We start from the raw sequence: 19007 nt of genomic DNA on the forward strand, positions 1-19007 counted from the left end.
TTGCCTTTAAACGGTGCGGTGCACTTCGCAAAAACAAACAATATCGCAGCAAAATCTTTACATTAAGCCAGACTAAATGTTAACAAACGCACACAACACTGCACGCATTTGCAGCAGGATATAACAACCACAACATTCACAATGGGTATCAAAGCGTCTCAGACGCGACGATAAAGGAGTTGGATATGCAATTACGTAAACTGGCCACTGCAATGCTGGTAATGGGAATGTCTGCCGGTATCGCACATGCCGCTGATGAAGCTAAACCTGCCGATGCAGCCGCGGCGCAGCAGGCTACGTTGGAAAAAATTGCCAAAAACGGCGTGATCGTGGTCGGACACCGTGAATCTTCCGTACCGTTCTCCTATTACAACAACGAACAAAAAGTCGTGGGCTATTCCCAGGACTACTCAAACGCTATTGTTGAAGCGGTGAAGAAAAAGCTCAACAAACCGAATCTGGAAGTCAAACTGATTCCAATTACCTCACAAAACCGTATCCCGCTGTTGCAGAACGGTACCTTTGACTTCGAATGTGGTTCTACGACCAACAACCTCGAACGTCAGAAACAAGCGGCCTTCTCTGACACCATTTTCGTTGTGGGCACGCGCCTGCTGACCAAAAAAGGTGGTGACATTAAAGATTTCCCGGATCTGAAAGGCAAAGCCGTTGTCGTGACCTCCGGTACCACCTCTGAAGTCCTGCTGCACAAACTCAACGATGAGCAGAAAATGGACATGCGCATCATCAGCGCTAAAGACCATGGCGACTCCTTCCGTACGCTTGAAAGCGGTCGTGCTGTTGCGTTCATGATGGATGATGCTCTGCTGGCTGGCGAACGTGCGAAAGCGAAGAAAGCGGATAACTGGGACATCGTGGGCAAACCGCAGTCGCAGGAAGCTTATGGCTGTATGCTGCGCAAAGGCGATACCGAGTTTAAGAAGTTGATGGATGACACCATCGCGCAGGTACAGACCTCGGGCGAAGCGGAAAAATGGTTTGATAAGTGGTTTAAAAACCCAATCCCACCGAAAAACTTGAACCTGAATTTTGACCTCTCTGACGAGATGAAAGCCCTGTTCAAAGAGCCGAATGACAAAGCACTGAACTAATTAAAACCAATAAGGGCGGGTTCTCCTGCCCTCTCGATTGTCGAAGCAGCACGGACAGACTATACGTTGAAGGGTCGTTCCCCCTTCAGCGCGAATACAAGCTCTTCACACAATCTTCGAGGGTAGCGCTGCTACCCTTTTTTTTCCGGAGTAGATTTATGTCCATAGACTGGAACTGGGGAATCTTCCTGCAACAAGCCCCGTTCGGCAACACCACCTATCTTGGCTGGCTGTGGAGTGGTTTTCAGGTCACCATCGCGCTGTCGATTACCGCCTGGATTATCGCTTTTTTGGTTGGCTCGCTGTTTGGTATTCTGCGCACCGTGCCCAATCGCTTCTTATCAGGGATTGGCACCCTTTACGTAGAACTGTTTCGTAATGTGCCCCTCATCGTACAATTCTTCACCTGGTATCTGGTGGTGCCTGAACTGCTGCCGGAAGATCTGGGTATGTGGTTTAAAGCGGAGTTAGATCCCAATATTCAGTTCTTCCTCTCGTCGATGATTTGCTTAGGCTTGTTTACCGCCGCCCGCGTCTGCGAACAGGTGCGTGCCGCCATTCAGTCGTTGCCGCGCGGTCAGAAGAATGCCGGGCTGGCCATGGGGCTGACGCTGCCGCAAACCTACCGGTATGTGCTGCTTCCTAATGCCTATCGCGTGATTGTGCCGCCAATGACGTCTGAGATGATGAACCTGGTCAAAAACTCGGCCATCGCCTCCACCATCGGGCTGGTGGATATGGCCGCTCAGGCCGGTAAGCTGCTGGATTACTCGGCGCACGCCTGGGAATCCTTTACTGCCATCACCCTCGCCTATGTGCTGATTAACGCCGTTATCATGCTGGTGATGAACCTGGTTGAACGCAAAATTCGCCTGCCAGGCAACATGGGAGGCAAATAATGTACGAGTTCGACTGGAGTTCAATCGTCCCTTCGCTGCCCTATCTAATGGCAGGGCTGGTGATCACCCTGAAAATCACCGTGACCGCCGTGATCGTGGGCATTGTCTGGGGTACTTTGCTGGCGGTTATGCGCCTGTCCAGCTTTGCCCCCATCGCCTGGTTTGCAAAAGTCTACGTCAACGTTTTCCGTTCCATCCCCCTGGTGATGGTACTGCTGTGGTTTTATCTGATCGTGCCCGGACTGCTGCAAAACGTGCTCGGCCTGTCACCGAAATCAGATATCCGCCTGATTTCTGCGATGGTCGCTTTCTCTATGTTCGAGGCAGCCTACTATTCTGAAATTATCCGTGCCGGTATTCAGAGCATCTCCCGTGGCCAATCCAGCGCCGCCCTGGCATTAGGGATGACGCACTGGCAATCCATGAAACTGATTATTCTGCCGCAGGCGTTTCGCGCAATGGTGCCTCTGCTGCTCACGCAGGGGATCGTCCTCTTCCAGGATACCTCCCTGGTTTACGTGCTGAGCCTTGCCGACTTCTTCCGTACCGCCTCTACGATTGGTGAACGTGACGGAACCCAGGTCGAAATGATCCTGTTTGCCGGCGCCGTGTATTTTGCTATTAGCCTGAGTGCCTCATTGTTGGTCAGCTATTTGAAAAGAAGGACAGTTCAATGATTACCCTGAAAAATGTTTCTAAATGGTATGGTCACTTTCAGGTGCTGACCGATTGCTCCACCGAAGTGAAAAAAGGTGAAGTGGTGGTGGTCTGTGGGCCGTCTGGCTCGGGAAAATCCACGCTGATCAAAACGGTCAATGGCCTGGAACCCGTACAGAAAGGGAATATTGAGGTCAACGGCACGCCGGTGAACGATAAAAAAACCGATCTGGCCAAACTGCGTTCTCGTGTCGGCATGGTATTCCAGCATTTTGAACTGTTCCCGCATCTGTCGATCATCGAAAACCTGACGCTGGCGCAGGTGAAAGTCCTTAAGCGCGACAAAGCCGCCGCCCGCGAGAAAGGGCTGAAGTTGCTGGATCGCGTGGGTTTATCCGCCCATGCCAATAAGTTCCCGTCGCAGCTTTCAGGCGGGCAGCAACAGCGTGTGGCCATTGCCCGTGCGCTTTGCATGGATCCGGTTGCGATGCTGTTCGATGAACCTACCTCTGCACTCGATCCGGAAATGATCAACGAGGTCCTGGACGTCATGGTCGAACTCGCTAACGAAGGGATGACCATGATGGTAGTGACCCACGAAATGGGCTTTGCCCGTAAAGTGGCGAACCGGGTCATCTTTATGGACGAAGGGAAAATTGTCGAAGATTCGCCGAAAGAGGCCTTCTTTGCCAATCCGCAGTCCGACCGTGCGAAAGACTTCCTCGCTAAAATTCTGCATTGATCCTGTCGACGCGCATTCGCAAGAATGCGCGTCTCATCACGCTTTAACTTTTCGCTTCTCGTCTGAATTTCAGCAACGCCTTACCCTTGTCACACATTCAATGCTAACAAGGAGTTGCTATGGTCCAGACCATTATTCTTGATTGCGATCCGGGTCATGACGACGCTATCGCCATCGTTCTCGCCCTGGCCTCACCTGAACTCGATGTCAAAGCCATTACCTCTTCTGCCGGTAACCAGACGCCGGATAAAACGCTGAACAACGTACTGCGTATGCTGACGTTATTAAAGCGTACCGATATTCCGGTTGCGGGCGGGGCCGTCAAACCGCTGATGCGCGAACTCATCATTGCCGATAACGTGCATGGCGAAAGCGGGCTGGACGGGCCTGCACTGCCGGATCCCGCTTTCAGCCCGCAGGGTTGTACGGCGGTAGAACTGATGGCCAAGGTGCTGCGTGAATCTTCCGTGCCTGTCACCGTCGTTTCCACCGGTCCTCAGACCAACGTGGCGCTGTTACTCAACGGCCATCCTGAGTTGCACTGCAAAATTAAGCGTATCGTGATCATGGGCGGTGCCATGTCACTCGGTAACTGGACGCCGGCGGCTGAATTCAATATCTATGTTGATCCCGAAGCGGCGGAAATCGTCTTCCAGTCGGGCATTCCGGTCGTCATGGCCGGGCTGGATGTCACCCACCGGGCGCAGATTCATGCCGAAGATATCAGCCGTTTTCGTGCGATTGGTAACCCCATCTCTACCATTGTGGCAGAGCTGCTCGACTTCTTTATGGAGTACCACAAGCAGGAGAAATGGGGGTTTGTCGGCGCACCGTTACACGACCCGTGCACCATTGCCTGGCTACTGAAGCCGGAAATTTTTACCACCGTAGATCGCTGGGTCGGGGTGGAAACGCAAGGAAAATACACACAGGGAATGACGGTGGTGGATTACTATTTCCTCACCGGGAACAGGCCAAACGCAACCGTGATGACAGATGTGAATCGCGAAGGGTTTGTGGATTTACTGGCGGACCGTTTGACATTCTACAGTGCGGCCTGATGCCCTCTCCCACGCGGCTGAGAGATCCCCACAAAATAATACGAGCACGGACAGTCCCCTCTCCTCTTTGGGGAGAGGGCAAGGGTGAGGGGAAACATGCGGCTCTGATGGTCATTCCGTTCACCTTATGTTCCTTGCTTTTCTGTAGCGCCAGAACCCGTGAACGTGCCAGGGCGGTTCACCGCCACCGCCCTGGCGACCCGGGCTCCCGGCCAGGAAAATCGCCGCTGGCGCGGTCCACTTAGCGTATGCCTTCAGGCTTATCGGGGGCGGGCGAAGGTAACGTCCCTGTAAAGTCGCCCTCGCCGCGCATCCCTGCGCGTCGCCCCGGCCTTACGGATACGCTTCGTCGATTTTCAGCCGGACCCAGTCATCGCGGTGACTATTGTGTTCTCATTGCGCAGTGTTATCGCTGTAATACGTAATATTACTAGGGATCCCTCAGCCCACGGGGAGAGGGAGCAAACACTAAAAACGGCAACTGAGGTTGCCGTTTTGCGTTCTGCTAGGGCTCAAAGGGCCTGCGCTGGAACTGATCATGCCCGCATTTCGGGCACAGCGGCAGTACATCCGGGGTGTAAATCGCCAGATGGAAGTGGCACTTCTCGCACACCAGATTACCGAGTCCCACCACTTCGCCACTGTGGTAAACACCGTGATGGTTAAGGTCCTGGAATACCTCCCGCCACTCAAGCTGGGTTTTATCCGTGATGTCCGCCAGCTCCTGCCAGAGACTCTCTTTAATCACGCGCATAAAAACGCTGTCGGTGACTTCGTCCTGACTCTCTTCGTAGCTGCGGGCAAACTCCTCCAGATCGCGACGAATGGCCCGCGTCAGCTCATCAATTTCGGTACGCGTTAACTCCCCGGTCTGGCTGACTCTGAGCCTGGCTTGTTCCACCAGTGCATCAATGTCCCTGTCACCATTGCGTAAACGTTCCGTTAATGTCGTTACCAGTTCGCGGTAAAATTGAGCAACCTTGTTCATCATTTCTTCTCCCGGGTCGTTAACCTGTTCTAATGATAGACGTTATTTTCTGCTCGCTTTGTCAATTACCCCACAGAGTGCGTAAATTCAGGTCTGCGCTTTTCTCGGGCTTAATGTGCGAAAGGCTGTTTTGACGTTGGCGTTTGGGCTATGCTATGCGGATCTGAAAAACCACGAAATAACGCTACATTTGTAGCCGTATCGAAAACAGGACCACTGGCTGCCATGCAAGAGCAATATCGCCCGGAAGAGATAGAATCCAAAGTACAGCTTCATTGGGAAGAGAAGCGCACCTTCGAAGTAACTGAAGACGAGAGCAAAGAGAAGTATTACTGCCTGTCGATGCTTCCCTATCCTTCTGGTCGACTACACATGGGGCACGTACGTAACTACACCATCGGTGACGTGATCTCTCGCTACCAGCGTATGCTTGGCAAAAACGTCCTCCAGCCTATTGGCTGGGATGCGTTTGGCCTGCCGGCAGAAGGCGCTGCGGTAAAAAACAATACCGCTCCGGCCCCGTGGACCTACGACAACATCGCGTACATGAAAAACCAGCTGAAAATGCTGGGCTTTGGTTATGACTGGAGCCGCGAGCTGGCTACCTGCACGCCGGAATACTACCGTTGGGAACAGAAGTTCTTCACCGAGCTGTATAAAAAAGGTCTGGTGTACAAGAAAACGTCTGCCGTCAACTGGTGCCCGAACGATCAAACGGTCCTGGCGAACGAACAGGTTATCGACGGCTGCTGCTGGCGCTGCGATACCAAAGTTGAGCGCAAAGAGATCCCGCAGTGGTTTATCAAAATTACCGCTTACGCTGAAGAGCTGCTGAATGACCTCGATCATATGGATCAGTGGCCTGACACGGTAAAAACCATGCAGCGTAACTGGATTGGCCGCTCTGAAGGTGTAGAAATCACCTTCAACGTTAACGGCTACGACCAAACGCTGACCGTTTACACCACCCGCCCGGACACCTTCATGGGCGCGACCTACCTGGCCGTTGCCGCGGGTCACCCGCTGGCGCAGAAAGCCGCCGCAAACAATGCTGAGCTGGCCGCCTTTATCGACGAATGTCGCAACACCAAAGTGGCCGAAGCCGACATGGCCACGATGGAGAAGAAGGGTGTGGATACCGGCTTTAAAGCCGTTCATCCATTGACCGGTGAAGAGATTCCGGTCTGGGCCGCTAACTTCGTGCTGATGGAATACGGTACCGGCGCAGTGATGGCCGTTCCGGGTCACGATCAGCGCGACTATGAATTTGCCAGCAAATATAACCTGCCGATCAAAGGCGTTATTCTGGCCGCCGACGGTTCTGAACCCGATCTGACTGTGCAGGCGCTGACCGAAAAAGGCACCCTGTTTAACTCCGGTGAATTTAGCGGTCTGAGCTTCGAAGCCGGTTTCAACGCCATTGCTGACAAGCTGGCAGCGCAAGGTGTGGGTGAGCGTAAAGTAAACTATCGTCTGCGTGACTGGGGCGTTTCCCGTCAGCGTTACTGGGGTGCGCCGATCCCGATGGTGACCCTGGAAGACGGTACCGTGGTGCCAACGCCGGAAGATCAACTGCCGGTAATCCTGCCAGAAGATGTGGTCATGGACGGCATTACCAGCCCGATCAAAGCCGATCCTGAGTGGGCAAAAACCACCGTTAACGGTCAGCCAGCACTGCGTGAGACCGATACCTTCGATACCTTTATGGAATCGTCCTGGTACTATGCGCGTTATACCTGCCCGCAGCACAAGGAAGGTATGCTGGATCCGAAAGCGGCCAACTACTGGCTGCCGGTTGATATTTACATTGGTGGCATCGAACACGCCATCATGCACCTGCTCTACTTCCGCTTCTTCCATAAGCTGATGCGTGATGCGGGCCTGGTCAACTCCGACGAACCGGCTAAACAGCTGCTGTGCCAGGGTATGGTGCTGGCGGATGCCTTCTACTACGTTGGCGAAAGCGGCGAGCGTAACTGGGTTTCTCCGAAAGAAGCTATCGTTGAGCGCGACGAAAAAGGTCGTATCATCAAAGCGAAAGACGAGGCAGGTCATGAGCTGGTGTATACCGGCATGAGCAAAATGTCCAAGTCGAAAAACAACGGTATCGACCCGCAGGAAATGGTTGAACGTTATGGTGCGGATACCGTTCGTCTGTTCATGATGTTCGCATCACCAGCAGACATGACCCTGGAATGGCAGGAGTCAGGCGTTGAAGGTGCAAACCGCTTCCTGAAACGTGTCTGGAAACTGGTTTACGAACTCAGCTCACAGGGTGCCTCAGCGCAACTGGATGTGGCTGCACTGAATGAAGATCAAAAAGCCCTGCGCCGTGATGTTCACAAAACTATCGCTAAAGTCACCGATGATATCGGTCGTCGTCAGACGTTTAATACGGCGATTGCTGCGATCATGGAGCTGATGAACAAGCTGGCGAAAGCCCCACAGGAAAGCGAGCAGGATCGTGCGCTGCTGCAGGAAGCCTTGCTTGCGGTCGTGCGTATGCTCAACCCGTTCACCCCTCACGTGTGCTTTACCCTGTGGCAGGAGCTGAAAGGCGAAGGCGACATCGATAACGCGCCGTGGCCGGTTGCCGACGAGGCTGCAATGGTGGAAAACACCACCCTGGTGGTTGTCCAGGTAAACGGCAAAGTGCGTGGTAAAATTACTGTGGCGGTTGATGCAACCGAAGAACAGGTTCGTGAACGTGCAGGCCAGGAACCTCTGGTAGCAAAATATCTTGATGGCGTTACCCTGCGTAAAGTGATCTACGTTCCGGGCAAACTGCTTAATCTGGTCGTTGGCTAAGCGCGGGAGGAAGCGTGCGACATCTGGCAACATGGTTGTTATCGCTGGCGGTGTTACTCACCGCTGGCTGTGGTTGGCATTTGCGTGATACGACGCAAGTGCCTTCCGAAATGAAAACAATGATCTTCGATTCAGGAGATCCTAATGGCCCGCTTAGCCGCGCGGTGCGCAATCAGCTGCGCCTGAACGGTGTCGAACTGGTTGAGAAAGGGTCACTGCGTAAAGACGTGCCTTCACTTCGTCTGGGCAATGCCACCTTTGCACGTGATACCGCATCGATTTTCCAGGATGGCCGTACAGCGGAATATCAACTGGTACTGACGGTTAACGCCAGCGTGCTGATTCCGGGTCACGATATTTACCCGCTCAACACCAAAGTTTACCGCTCGTTCTTCGATAACCCGCAGACGGCGCTGGCAAAAGATGCAGAGCAAAGCATCATTATGCAGGAAATGTACGAAAAAGCGGCAGAGCAGTTGATTCGCAAACTGCCCAGCGTTCACGCCGCTGATAGTGATAAAGCCGCAACGTCACCCGCTGTTGCGAAGACACCGGGTAGCTGATGCTTAAGCTGTATCCGGAACAACTCGGCGCGCAGCTCAAAGAAGGGCTGCGCGCCGCGTATTTACTCCTCGGTAATGACCCGCTTTTGTTGCAGGAAAGTCAGGATCGGGTGCGCCAGGAAGCCGCAGCGCAGGGTTTTATCGAACATCACACCTTTACCGTGGATGCCAGTACCGACTGGGATGCGCTCTATTCTATTTGTCAGGCACTCAGTCTCTTCGCCAGTCGGCAGACGCTTACCCTTCAGCTTCCTGAAAATGGCCCCAACGCCGCCATGAATGAACGGCTGGCTCTGTTAGTCAGCTTGCTGCATGAGGATCTGATTCTGATTGTACGCGGTAATAAGCTGACCAAAGCGCAAGAGAATGCCGCATGGTTTACTGCCCTGGCTAACCGCAGCGTCTCTGTCAGTTGTCAGACGCCCGAACAGGCGAATCTGCCGCGCTGGGTCGCCGCGCGTGCCAAACAGAACAATCTTCAATTAGACGATGCGGCTAATCAGCTGCTTTGCTACTGCTATGAAGGCAATTTGCTGGCTGCGGCTCAGGCTCTGGAACGACTGGCACTGCTCTTCCCGGACGGCAAACTGACGCTGCCGCGCGTTGAACAGGCGGTAAACGATGCGGCCCACTTTACCCCATTTCATTGGGTCGATGCGCTGCTCGCCGGAAAGAGTAAGCGCGCGTTGCATGTGCTTCGCCAGCTCAGGCTGGAAGCCTGTGAACCGGTCATTTTGCTGCGCACGGTTCAACGAGAGCTGCTCCTGCTGGTTACCTTAAAGCGTCAGTCGGCCCACACGCCGTTACGGACGCTGTTCGACAAGCATCGCGTCTGGCAAAACCGCCGGGGTATTACCGGAGAGGCGCTCCAGCGTTTGAGTCACGATCAGCTCCGTCAGGCGGTACAGTTGCTCGGGCGAATCGAGCTGATTGTTAAGCAGGATTATGGTCAGTCTGTCTGGGCTGAGCTGGAAGGGCTTTCTCTGCTACTCTGTCATAAGGCACTGGCTGACGTTTTTATTGATGGTTGATATGAAGCAGTTGCAGGCACTCTTTGGCGGTACCTTCGATCCCGTGCACTTTGGGCACCTGAAACCCGTGGAAGCGCTGGCCAATCAGATCGGGCTTTCACGGGTGATTATTATGCCCAACAATGTTCCTCCTCATCGCCCACAACCCGAAGCCACCAGCGAACAGCGCAAAGAGATGGTGGCCCTGGCGATTCAGGATAAGCCCCTGTTTGCCCTGGATGAGCGTGAACTGAAGCGCTCATCGCCCTCATATACCGCGCAAACGTTGCGGGAATGGCGTGATGAACAAGGCCCGGCGCGGTCGTTGGCTTTCATCATCGGCCAGGATTCTTTACTGACTTTCCCGACCTGGCATGAGTACGAGACCATTCTTGATAACAGCCATCTGATCGTCTGCCGCCGTCCGGGTTATCCACTCACAATGGCGGAGGAGAAAGATCAACTGTGGATGGAGGCCCATCTGACGCACAATGCCGATGACCTTCATGCGCAACCTTCAGGTAAAATTTACCTGGCGGAGACGCCCTGGTTCAACATTTCTGCGACAGTGATTCGCGAGAGACTGGAAAAGGGAGAGGCCTGCGATGACCTCCTGCCCTCTTCGGTTCTGGATTACATTACACGTCAGCGCTTGTATCGTTAAACACACTTTCCATCGCGGCAATCAGGGCATCATTTTCTACGGCGCTTCGTACCGCCACACGATAATAGCGTTCATCCAGACCCGGATAATTTGCACAACTGCGGATGAGTATCTGTTTCTCCAGAAGCGCGCGTTGCAAATCAAGCCCCGTTACATCGCAACGCAGAAACAGATAATTCGCCACGCCCGGCCAGACATGCAATCCCCTCACCTTTTGCAGTGCACGATACAGGCGTGGGCCTTCCGTGCGCAGCCACGCCCAGCTCGCCTGCTGGTAATCGCGGTCCTGTAACACCACCTCACCGGCGAGCGCCGCAAAAGCATTTATCGACCATGGCATCTGCCGTTCACGCATAAGGTCAACCTTTGCCACATCGCTGCTCACCAGGTAACCCAGGCGCAAACCGGGCATAGCGTAAAATTTGGTCAGGGAACGCAGGACCCAGATGTGGGGATTGCTCGCAAGGTGAGGAATAAAACCGTCGCGATCGCAGAGAAAATCCATGAACGCTTCGTCCAGCACCAGGGTGATATTCAACTGTCTGCAACGTGCAGCAATAGCGTGCAATAGCGACTCGTCAGGCAACAAGCCGGTGGGGTTGTTCGGCGTACATAAAAAAAGACAATCAATACCGCCGGTCAGGGCATCGAGAATTGAGGCTGTGAGTTGCCAGCCATCCTCTTCGCAAAGCGCATAATCGACGCAGTCGCACCCGGCCAGTTGTAGCGCACGGCGATATTCAGCGAAGCCGGGGGTAATCAGCATCGCCCGGCGTGGCTGAAGCCCATTGACGAGGGCAAAAATAGATTCCGTTTCACCGTTACCCGCCAGTACCCAGCTTTCCGGGACCTGGTGATGCGCCGCCAGCGTTTGATGGAGTTGATGATACGCAGGATCCGGGTATCGCTCAGCCACGGCCATGTTTTCCAGAACAGCGCGCTTGAGTGAATCAGGCATGCCGGCCGGATTAATATTTGCACTAAAATCCAACAGACTTTCGGCTGGAATACCCAATACAGAGGCAGCCTCACGGATATTGCCTCCGTGCGCGCTGTGAAATAAAGCCATCTTCCCTTTTGCTCCGCTAAAAGAGGCTATCTTAAACGAAAAAAGCCTCACCAATGTGGGGGCGATGATAAACTTTGTCCAGAAATCAGCACGGGAGTAAAAAATGCGACTCTGGCTTATTCGTCATGGCGAGACCGATGCAAATGTCGCCGGTCTTTACAGCGGCCATTCCCCAACGCCGTTGACAGCAAAAGGGGTGTCTCAGGCCCATACCCTGCACCGTCTGCTGCGAGAGGTGCCTTTTGACCAGGTGCTTTGTAGCGAACTCGAACGCGCGCAGCACACCGCGCGACTGGCACTACACGCGCGGGATATTCCCACCCACACCACGCCGTTGCTCAACGAAATGTTTTTTGGCGACTGGGAGATGCGCCATCATCGCGATCTGACAAGAGAAGATCCGGAAAGCTACGCCGCCTGGTGTACGGACTGGCAGAACGCGGTTCCGACCAATGGTGAAGGTTTTCAGGCTTTCTCAGCCCGGGTGCAGCGCTTTATTGCGCAACTGCCCACCTGGTCGGCGTCAGAAAATATCCTTATCGTGAGCCATCAGGGCGTGCTCAGTTTACTGATTGCGACCTTACTCAAAATGCCTGCGTCATCACTCTGGCATTTTCGTGTCGATCAGGGCACCTGGAGCGTTATTGATATTCATGATGATTTTGCGACCCTGCGTGTGCTAAACAGCCGTGCAGTATGGGAATCTGAAGAATAAACACTATTTTCTCGCCCTTACTGACGCCAACGCACGCTGGTCATTGACACGGGCAAGCAGGCTGTTATCCTCCGCACCGCCATCGTCAGCTTCGTAGAAATTGTTTTACAAAAATGGCGATGCAATCTCGTGCCAGGGGTGGGATGATAGCCCACTTCGTACGACCAGCCGGGCTTTTGTCCCGAAAATGGCTGCAGTTCAGGTATAATGCCGGGCCATTTATTAATACCATCACTCTTTTTCCCAGGGGGAACACTTGCAGGGTAAAGCACTCCAGGATTTTGTTATCGACAAAATTGATGACCTGAAAGGTCAGGACATCGTTGCGATCGACGTTCACGGTAAATCCAGCATCACCGACTGTATGATCATCTGTACGGGCACCTCTTCTCGCCACGTCATGTCTATTGCCGACCATGTGGTTCAGGAATCACGCGCTGCGGGCATGTTGCCATTAGGTGTGGAAGGCGAAACGGTTGCAGACTGGATTGTTGTAGACCTGGGCGATGTCATTGTCCATGTTATGCAGGCAGAAAGCCGTGGCCTGTACGAGCTGGAAAAACTCTGGGGCTAATGCGTGAAGCTGCAACTGGTCGCCGTCGGCACCAAAATGCCGGACTGGGTACAGACGGGTTTTACTGAATATTTGCGGCGTTTTCCCAAAGATATGCCCTTTGAGCTGGTGGAAATTCCCGCCGGAAAACGCGGTAAAAATGCAGATATCAAACGTATTCTCGACAAAGAGGGTGAGTTAATGCTTGCTGCGGCAGGCAAAAACCGTATTGTCACCCTCGATATTCCCGGGAAACCCTGGGATACGCCGCAGCTGGCGAATGAACTGGAACGCTGGAAGCAGGACGGACGCGACGTCAGTCTGCTTATTGGTGGTCCTGAGGGGTTATCCCCCGCCTGTAAAGCAGCGGCAGAACAAAGCTGGTCACTCTCTGCGTTAACGCTTCCTCACCCGCTGGTGCGCGTGTTGGTTGCGGAAAGCCTCTATCGTGCATGGAGCATCACGACCAACCATCCTTATCATCGTGAGTAATCAAGACCAGGTAAACTAAGCAGCGGATGAAATTACAGAATTCTTTTCGCGACTATTCGGCTGAGTCTGCGCTGTTTGTGCGCCGGGCGATAGTCGCTTTTTTGGGGATTTTGCTGCTCACCGGCGTGCTCATCGCAAACCTCTATAATCTGCAAATCGTCCGTTTCGCCGATTATCAAACGCGTTCGAATGAAAACCGGATCAAGCTGGTGCCGATCCCCCCCAGCCGCGGCATAATTTACGATCGCAACGGCACACCGCTGGCGCTCAACCGCACGATCTACCAGATTGAGATGATGCCGGAGAAGGTTGATAACGTTGAACAGACCCTGAATGCGCTGCGTGATGTGGTGGATTTAACGGATGACGATATCGCCAACTTTAAAAAAGAGCGCTCACGTTCGCACCGTTTCACCTCGATCCCGGTAAAAGTCAACTTAAGTGAGATTCAGGTCGCGCGGTTTGCCGTTAATCAGTACCGCTTCCCCGGTGTCGAAGTCAAAGGCTATAAGCGACGTTATTATCCCTTTGGTTCCGCGTTGACCCACGTGATCGGCTATGTTTCCAAAATTAACGATAAAGACGTCGAACGACTGGATAAAGACGGTAAGCTCGCCAATTACGCCGCCACGCACGACATTGGCAAACTGGGTATTGAGCGCTATTACGAAGACATGCTTCACGGCCAGACCGGTTACGAAGAAGTTGAGGTAAACAACCGCGGGCGCGTGATTCGCCAGTTAAAAGAAGTGCCTCCGCAGGCCGGTAATGACATCTACCTGACCATTGATCTTAAACTTCAGCAGTATATCGAAACGCTGCTGCAAGGCAGTCGTGCAGCGGTAGTGGTGACCGATCCACGTACCGGCAGCATCCTGGCGCTGGTGTCTACGCCAAGCTACGATCCGAACCTGTTTGTGGATGGTATTTCCAGCAAGGACTACTCCGCCCTGCTGAACGATCCGAATACACCGTTAGTCAACCGCGCCACCCAGGGCGTTTACCCGCCTGCCTCGACGGTCAAACCCTATGTCGCCGTTTCGGCACTCAGTACCGGTGTGATTACCCGCAATACCACGCTCTTCGACCCAGGTTGGTGGCAGCTTCCGGGTTCCGAAAAACGCTATCGTGACTGGAAGAAATGGGGACATGGCCGCCTTAATATTACCAAGTCGCTGGAAGAATCTGCGGATACCTTCTTCTATCAAATTGCTTATGACATGGGTATCGATCGCCTGTCCGAATGGCTGAGTAAATTCGGTTACGGTGAGTACACCGGTATCGATCTTGCGGAAGAGCGCTCCGGTAACATGCCAACCCGTGAATGGAAACTGAAGCGCTTCAAAAAACCCTGGTACCAGGGCGATACCATCCCGGTCGGCATCGGCCAGGGCTACTGGACCGCGACGCCGGTACAGATGAACAAGGCGATGATGATTCTTATCAACGACGGGGTCGTCAAAGTCCCACATCTGTTGCAGAGCACGTTGCAGGATGGCAAGCAGGTACCGTGGAAACAAGAAGAACAGAAACCGGTAGGCGATATTCATTCCGGCTACTGGGAAATTGCAAAGGACGGTATGTACGGCGTAGCCAACCGCGCCAACGGTACCGGTCATAAGTACTTTGCGGGCGCACCTTATAAAATTGCCGCCAAATCGGGTACCGCACAAGTGTTTGGCTTGAAAGCCAACGAGACTTACAACGCACACCGCATCGCGGAGCGTTTGCGTGACCATAAACTGATGACGGCATTTGCCCCTTACGATCATCCTCAGGTTGCCGTTGCGATGATTCTTGAAAACGGCGGTGCGGGTCCGGCGGTGGGTACCATCATGCGCCAGATCCTTGACCATATTATGCTTGGCGATAACAACACCGACCTGCCGACGGAAAACCCGGCGTCGGTCGCCGCAGAGGACCAATAACCATGACGGATAATCCGAACAAGAAATCGTTCTGGGATAAAATCCATATCGACCCGGCATTTTTGCTGATAATCCTGGCCCTGCTGTTTTACAGCGCCATCGTCATCTGGAGCGCCAGTGGTCAGGACATTGGTATGACCGAGCGTAAAGTCGGGCAGATTGCCATGGGTCTCATCGCGATGGTGGTACTGGCGCAGGTTCCGCCGCGGGTTTACGAAGGTTGGGCACCCTATCTGTACGTTATTTGCGTGATACTGCTGGTTGCCGTTGACGCCTTTGGTGCCATATCAAAAGGGGCCCAGCGCTGGCTGGATTTAGGCATTGTCCGCTTTCAACCCTCTGAGATCGCCAAAATCGCCGTACCCTTAATGGTTGCGCGCTTTATTAACCGCGATGTCTGTCCACCGTCTTTAAAAAATACCGCGATTGCGCTGGTTTTAATTTTTATGCCGACGCTGCTGGTGGCCGCGCAGCCTGACCTTGGCACCTCAATTCTGGTTGCCCTTTCCGGTCTGTTTGTGCTGTTTTTATCTGGCCTGAGCTGGCGTCTGATTGGCGTGGCGGTGGTATTGATTGCCGCGTTTATTCCCATCCTGTGGTTCTTCCTGATGCACGATTATCAACGCCAGCGCGTGATGATGTTGCTCGATCCGGAAACCGATCCGCTGGGCGCAGGCTATCATATTATTCAGTCTAAAATTGCCATTGGTTCGGGCGGCCTGAGCGGTAAAGGCTGGCTGCATGGTACCCAGTCACAACTGGAGTTTTTACCTGAACGCCACACGGACTTTATTTTTGCCGTGCTTGCCGAAGAGCTGGGGCTGGTGGGCATTCTGATTCTGCTTGCGCTTTACGTACTGCTGATCATGCGCGGTTTGTGGATTGCGGCCCGGGCACAAACCACCTTTGGCCGGGTCATGGCGGGCGGTTTGATGCTGATATTGTTTGTCTATGTTTTCGTTAATATTGGTATGGTGAGTGGTATCTTACCGGTGGTGGGCGTACCGTTGCCGCTGGTGAGCTATGGAGGGTCAGCGCTGATAGTGCTGATGGCCGGGTTTGGAATTGTGATGTCTATCCATACCCACAGGAAAATGTTGTCAAAAAGCGTATAAGAGGTGCGCAATGCGAAAGCAATGGCTTGGAGTCTGTATAGCGGCTGGATTACTGGCGGCATGTTCAAGTGATGATGGTCAACAACAGACGATCGTTGCGCCGCAACCTGCGGTATGTAACGGTCCGGTCGTTGAAATTACCGGTGCCGAACCTCGTTTCGAAACGCTGAATCCCTCCGTCAATCAGGACTATGAACGTGACGGCAAGCGCTACAAAATTGTTCAGGATCCGTCCAAATTCAGTCAGGCGGGCTTTGCCGCCATTTATGACGCCGAACCGGGCAGTAATTTAACCGCCAGTGGTGAAGCCTTCGATCCCACGCAGCTGACGGCTGCGCACCCGACGCTGCCGATTCCGAGCTACGTGCGTATCACCAACCTGGCGAACGGCCGCATGCTGGTCGTCCGTATTAACGATCGAGGCCCGTACGGCAATGACCGCGTCATCTCATTGTCGCGTACCGTTGCGGATCGCCTGAACACATCGAATAACACGAAAGTCCGTATTGACCCGATCATTGTGGCCCAGGACGGCAGTATGTCTGGCCCCGGTATGGCCTGTACGACTGTCGCCAAACAGACCTACGCTCTGCCGGCACGTCCGGATCTGAGTGGTGGAATGGGCAGTGTCTCCTCACCGGCTCAGGCGCCACAGCCGCAGGCACCGGTAAGAACGATTGATGACAGCCCGCAAATGGGTGCGCAGCCCGATCAAGGCGATAATGCCCCCGTCTCCGCACCGGCCGCGACCACGAGCAACGGCGGTGGTTTCTTAGGCGCGCCTGCGCCTCTGGCCTCTGGCGTGCTTGAGGGAAATGAACCCCCTGCTGCTACCGCAGCGCCTGCCGCCACGGTTCAACCTGCGGCTGTTGCGCCGGTCACTCGTCCTGCACCGGTTACCGCCCCAGGTTCCACTCAGGGTCAGGTGACGCCGGCAGCGTCGGCCCCCACTGCCGCTGCAAGCACGGGGAGTTATATGGTTCAGGTGGGCGCGGTCAGCGATCAGACCCGCGCGCAGCAATACCAGCAGCGCCTGGCTCAACAATTCTCCGTGCCGGGCCGTGTCGTGCAAAATGGTGCTGTCTGGCGCATACAGCTGGGGCCATTTACCAATAAAGCCGATGCCAGTCGCTTGCAGCAACGCCTGCAAAGCGAGGCGCAGTTACAGTCATTTGTGACCGGCGCGCAGTAAAGGATTAGGCATCCGACATTGTCAAGTTACGTCAACCGTATTAACAAATCATGCGGAAAGTCGGATGCCTGCCCGTATAGCTTTTGCTATAGTAAGGCACTTTTTTTAACTCCATCACGGATGTCGTTGTTCAGACCATGAAGACCACTTTCTCCGCTCGATTCGTACAGCGCCTGGCGCTCACCACGGCACTGACCGCGGCCACTCTCGGTGCCGCTCATGCCGACGACCTGAATATTAAAACCATGATTCCTGGTGCGCCGCAGATCGACGCAGAATCCTGGATCCTCATTGATTACAACTCAGGTAAGGTGCTGACAGAACAGAACGCCGACGCCCGTCGCGATCCAGCAAGCCTGACGAAAATGATGACCAGCTACGTCATCGGTCAGGCCATGAAAGCGGGTAAATTCAAAGACACCGACCTGGTGACCATCGGTAACGATGCCTGGGCAACCGGCAACCCGGTATTCCGTGGCTCTTCTCTGATGTTCCTGAAACCGGGCATGCAGGTTCCGGTTTCCCAGCTTATTCGCGGTATTAACCTTCAGTCGGGTAACGATGCCTGCGTAGCGATGGCGGACTATGTCGCCGGTAGCCAGGATGCGTTTGTTGGTCTGATGAACAACTACGTTAATGCCCTGGGCCTGAAGAACTCTCACTTCCAGACCGTGCATGGCCTGGACGCAGACGGTCAGTACAGCTCTGCACGTGATATGGCGCTGATTGGTCAGGCGCTGGTCCGTGACGTACCTAACGAATACACCATCTATAAAGAAAAAGAGTTCACTTTTAACGGCATCCGTCAGACAAACCGTAACGGTTTGTTGTGGGATAACAGCCTGAACGTGGATGGCATCAAGACCGGTCACACTGACAAAGCGGGTTACAACCTGGTCGCTTCTGCGACCGAAGGTCAAATGCGCCTCATCTCCGCCGTCATGGGCGGCAGAACCTTCAAAGGCCGTGAAACCGAGAGCAAAAAACTGCTGACCTGGGGCTTCCGCTTCTTTGAAACCGTTAGCCCAATCAAAGCCGGTAAAGAGTTTGCCTCTGAACCCGCCTGGTTTGGCGACAGCGATCGCGCCTCACTGGGCGTTGATAAAGACGTCTATCTGACCATCCCGCGCGGCCGTATGAAAGACCTGAAGGCCAGCTATGTACTGACCACCAGCGAACTGCATGCGCCGCTGCAAAAAAACCAGGTTGTAGGCACCATCAACTTCCAGCTTGATGGAAAAACCGTTGAACAGCGTCCGTTGGTCGTGCTGCAGGAAATCCAGGAAGGGAATTTCTTCGGCAAAATCATTGATTACATTAAATTGATGTTCCACCACTGGTTCGGCTAAAGATCGGGCACTTGAAAGTGTGATCTTCGTCCCCATATACTAAGCATCTCAATAAACTCCTGCCCCTCTGGCAGGAGTTATTATTTTTAC

18 protein-coding genes are annotated in these 19007 nt (G+C 53.8%); 16 read left to right on the top strand and 2 right to left on the bottom strand.

Annotation, left to right across the window (positions count from 1 at the left end; translation table 11 throughout):
- Positions 1-185: 185 nt before the first annotated feature.
- The 5 genes from ACUY4Q_RS16900 to rihA all read left to right on the top strand — a co-directional run bounded on the left by ACUY4Q_RS16900 (position 186) and on the right by rihA (position 4471).
- Entirely contained in the window at positions 186-1112 is a 927-nt protein-coding gene (locus ACUY4Q_RS16900; protein WP_458043871.1) for an amino acid ABC transporter substrate-binding protein, read from the top strand.
- 158 nt (positions 1113-1270) lie between these two features.
- Complete coding sequence (gene gltJ, locus ACUY4Q_RS16905; protein WP_458043872.1) at positions 1271-2011, top strand: glutamate/aspartate ABC transporter permease GltJ; 741 nt, start codon at positions 1271-1273, stop codon at positions 2009-2011.
- The gene (gene gltK / locus ACUY4Q_RS16910; protein WP_458043873.1) at positions 2011-2688 is read left to right on the top strand and encodes a glutamate/aspartate ABC transporter permease GltK; all 678 of its coding nucleotides are present in this window, start codon (positions 2011-2013) and stop codon (positions 2686-2688) included. Before gltJ ends, gltK begins: the two co-directional genes overlap by 1 nt.
- Positions 2685-3410 (top strand): amino acid ABC transporter ATP-binding protein, encoded by a 726-nt coding sequence (locus ACUY4Q_RS16915; RefSeq protein ID WP_458043874.1) that lies wholly within the window; start codon positions 2685-2687, stop codon positions 3408-3410. The genes gltK and ACUY4Q_RS16915 overlap by 4 nt, the downstream gene beginning before the upstream one ends.
- Positions 3411-3529: 119 nt before the next feature.
- Complete coding sequence (rihA, locus tag ACUY4Q_RS16920; protein WP_458043875.1) at positions 3530-4471, top strand: pyrimidine-specific ribonucleoside hydrolase RihA; 942 nt, start codon at positions 3530-3532, stop codon at positions 4469-4471.
- Positions 4472-4976: 505 nt separating this feature from the next.
- On the opposite strand, the gene ACUY4Q_RS16925 is transcribed toward rihA, so the two are convergent.
- The gene (locus ACUY4Q_RS16925) at positions 4977-5459 is read right to left on the bottom strand and encodes a zinc ribbon-containing protein (protein ID WP_458047371.1); all 483 of its coding nucleotides are present in this window, start codon (positions 5457-5459) and stop codon (positions 4977-4979) included.
- Between the two features lie 225 nt (positions 5460-5684).
- On the opposite strand from ACUY4Q_RS16925, the gene leuS reads away from it, so the two are divergent.
- Genes leuS through nadD form a run of 4 tightly spaced genes read left to right on the top strand, consistent with a single transcriptional unit; the run spans position 5685 to position 10504 of the window.
- Positions 5685-8267, top strand: a complete 2583-nt coding sequence (gene leuS / locus ACUY4Q_RS16930) for a leucine--tRNA ligase (protein WP_458043876.1) — start codon at positions 5685-5687, stop codon at positions 8265-8267.
- Positions 8268-8281: 14 nt separating this feature from the next.
- Entirely contained in the window at positions 8282-8830 is a 549-nt protein-coding gene (lptE, locus tag ACUY4Q_RS16935; RefSeq protein WP_458043877.1) for an LPS assembly lipoprotein LptE, read from the top strand.
- Complete coding sequence (holA, locus tag ACUY4Q_RS16940; protein WP_458043878.1) at positions 8830-9861, top strand: DNA polymerase III subunit delta; 1032 nt, start codon at positions 8830-8832, stop codon at positions 9859-9861. The genes lptE and holA overlap by 1 nt, the downstream gene beginning before the upstream one ends.
- On the top strand, positions 9854-10504 hold the full coding sequence (nadD, locus tag ACUY4Q_RS16945) for a nicotinate-nucleotide adenylyltransferase (RefSeq protein WP_458043879.1): 651 nt from the start codon (positions 9854-9856) through the stop codon (positions 10502-10504). Before holA ends, nadD begins: the two co-directional genes overlap by 8 nt.
- Here nadD and cobD read toward each other — a convergent pair.
- The gene (cobD, locus tag ACUY4Q_RS16950; protein WP_458043880.1) at positions 10479-11573 is read right to left on the bottom strand and encodes a threonine-phosphate decarboxylase CobD; all 1095 of its coding nucleotides are present in this window, start codon (positions 11571-11573) and stop codon (positions 10479-10481) included. The two genes, nadD and cobD, sit on opposite strands and share 26 nt — an antisense overlap.
- A gap of 103 nt (positions 11574-11676) precedes the next feature.
- On the opposite strand from cobD, the gene ACUY4Q_RS16955 reads away from it, so the two are divergent.
- From ACUY4Q_RS16955 to dacA, 7 genes are all read left to right on the top strand, one after another.
- A complete protein-coding gene (locus ACUY4Q_RS16955; protein WP_458043881.1) occupies positions 11677-12288 on the top strand; it encodes an adenosylcobalamin/alpha-ribazole phosphatase in 612 nt (203 codons plus the stop codon).
- Between the two features lie 256 nt (positions 12289-12544).
- Positions 12545-12862, top strand: a complete 318-nt coding sequence (gene rsfS / locus ACUY4Q_RS16960) for a ribosome silencing factor (protein ID WP_458043882.1) — start codon at positions 12545-12547, stop codon at positions 12860-12862.
- Between the two features lie 3 nt (positions 12863-12865).
- Positions 12866-13333, top strand: coding sequence for a 23S rRNA (pseudouridine(1915)-N(3))-methyltransferase RlmH (rlmH, locus tag ACUY4Q_RS16965; RefSeq protein WP_041852135.1), 468 nt, complete (start codon positions 12866-12868; stop codon positions 13331-13333).
- A 26-nt stretch (positions 13334-13359) separates the two neighbouring features.
- Positions 13360-15261, top strand: a complete 1902-nt coding sequence (gene mrdA / locus ACUY4Q_RS16970) for a peptidoglycan DD-transpeptidase MrdA (RefSeq protein WP_458043883.1) — start codon at positions 13360-13362, stop codon at positions 15259-15261.
- A 2-nt stretch (positions 15262-15263) separates the two neighbouring features.
- Positions 15264-16376, top strand: a complete 1113-nt coding sequence (mrdB, locus tag ACUY4Q_RS16975) for a peptidoglycan glycosyltransferase MrdB (RefSeq protein WP_458043884.1) — start codon at positions 15264-15266, stop codon at positions 16374-16376.
- A 10-nt stretch (positions 16377-16386) separates the two neighbouring features.
- Positions 16387-17568: an endolytic peptidoglycan transglycosylase RlpA gene (gene rlpA, locus ACUY4Q_RS16980; RefSeq protein WP_458043885.1), complete on the top strand. Its 1182-nt coding sequence runs from the start codon at positions 16387-16389 to the stop codon at positions 17566-17568.
- 137 nt (positions 17569-17705) lie between these two features.
- Positions 17706-18917 (top strand): D-alanyl-D-alanine carboxypeptidase DacA, encoded by a 1212-nt coding sequence (dacA, locus tag ACUY4Q_RS16985; protein WP_458043886.1) that lies wholly within the window; start codon positions 17706-17708, stop codon positions 18915-18917.
- Positions 18918-19007: the final 90 nt, after the last annotated feature.

It is taken from the genome of Phytobacter cepae (assembly GCF_054165735.1).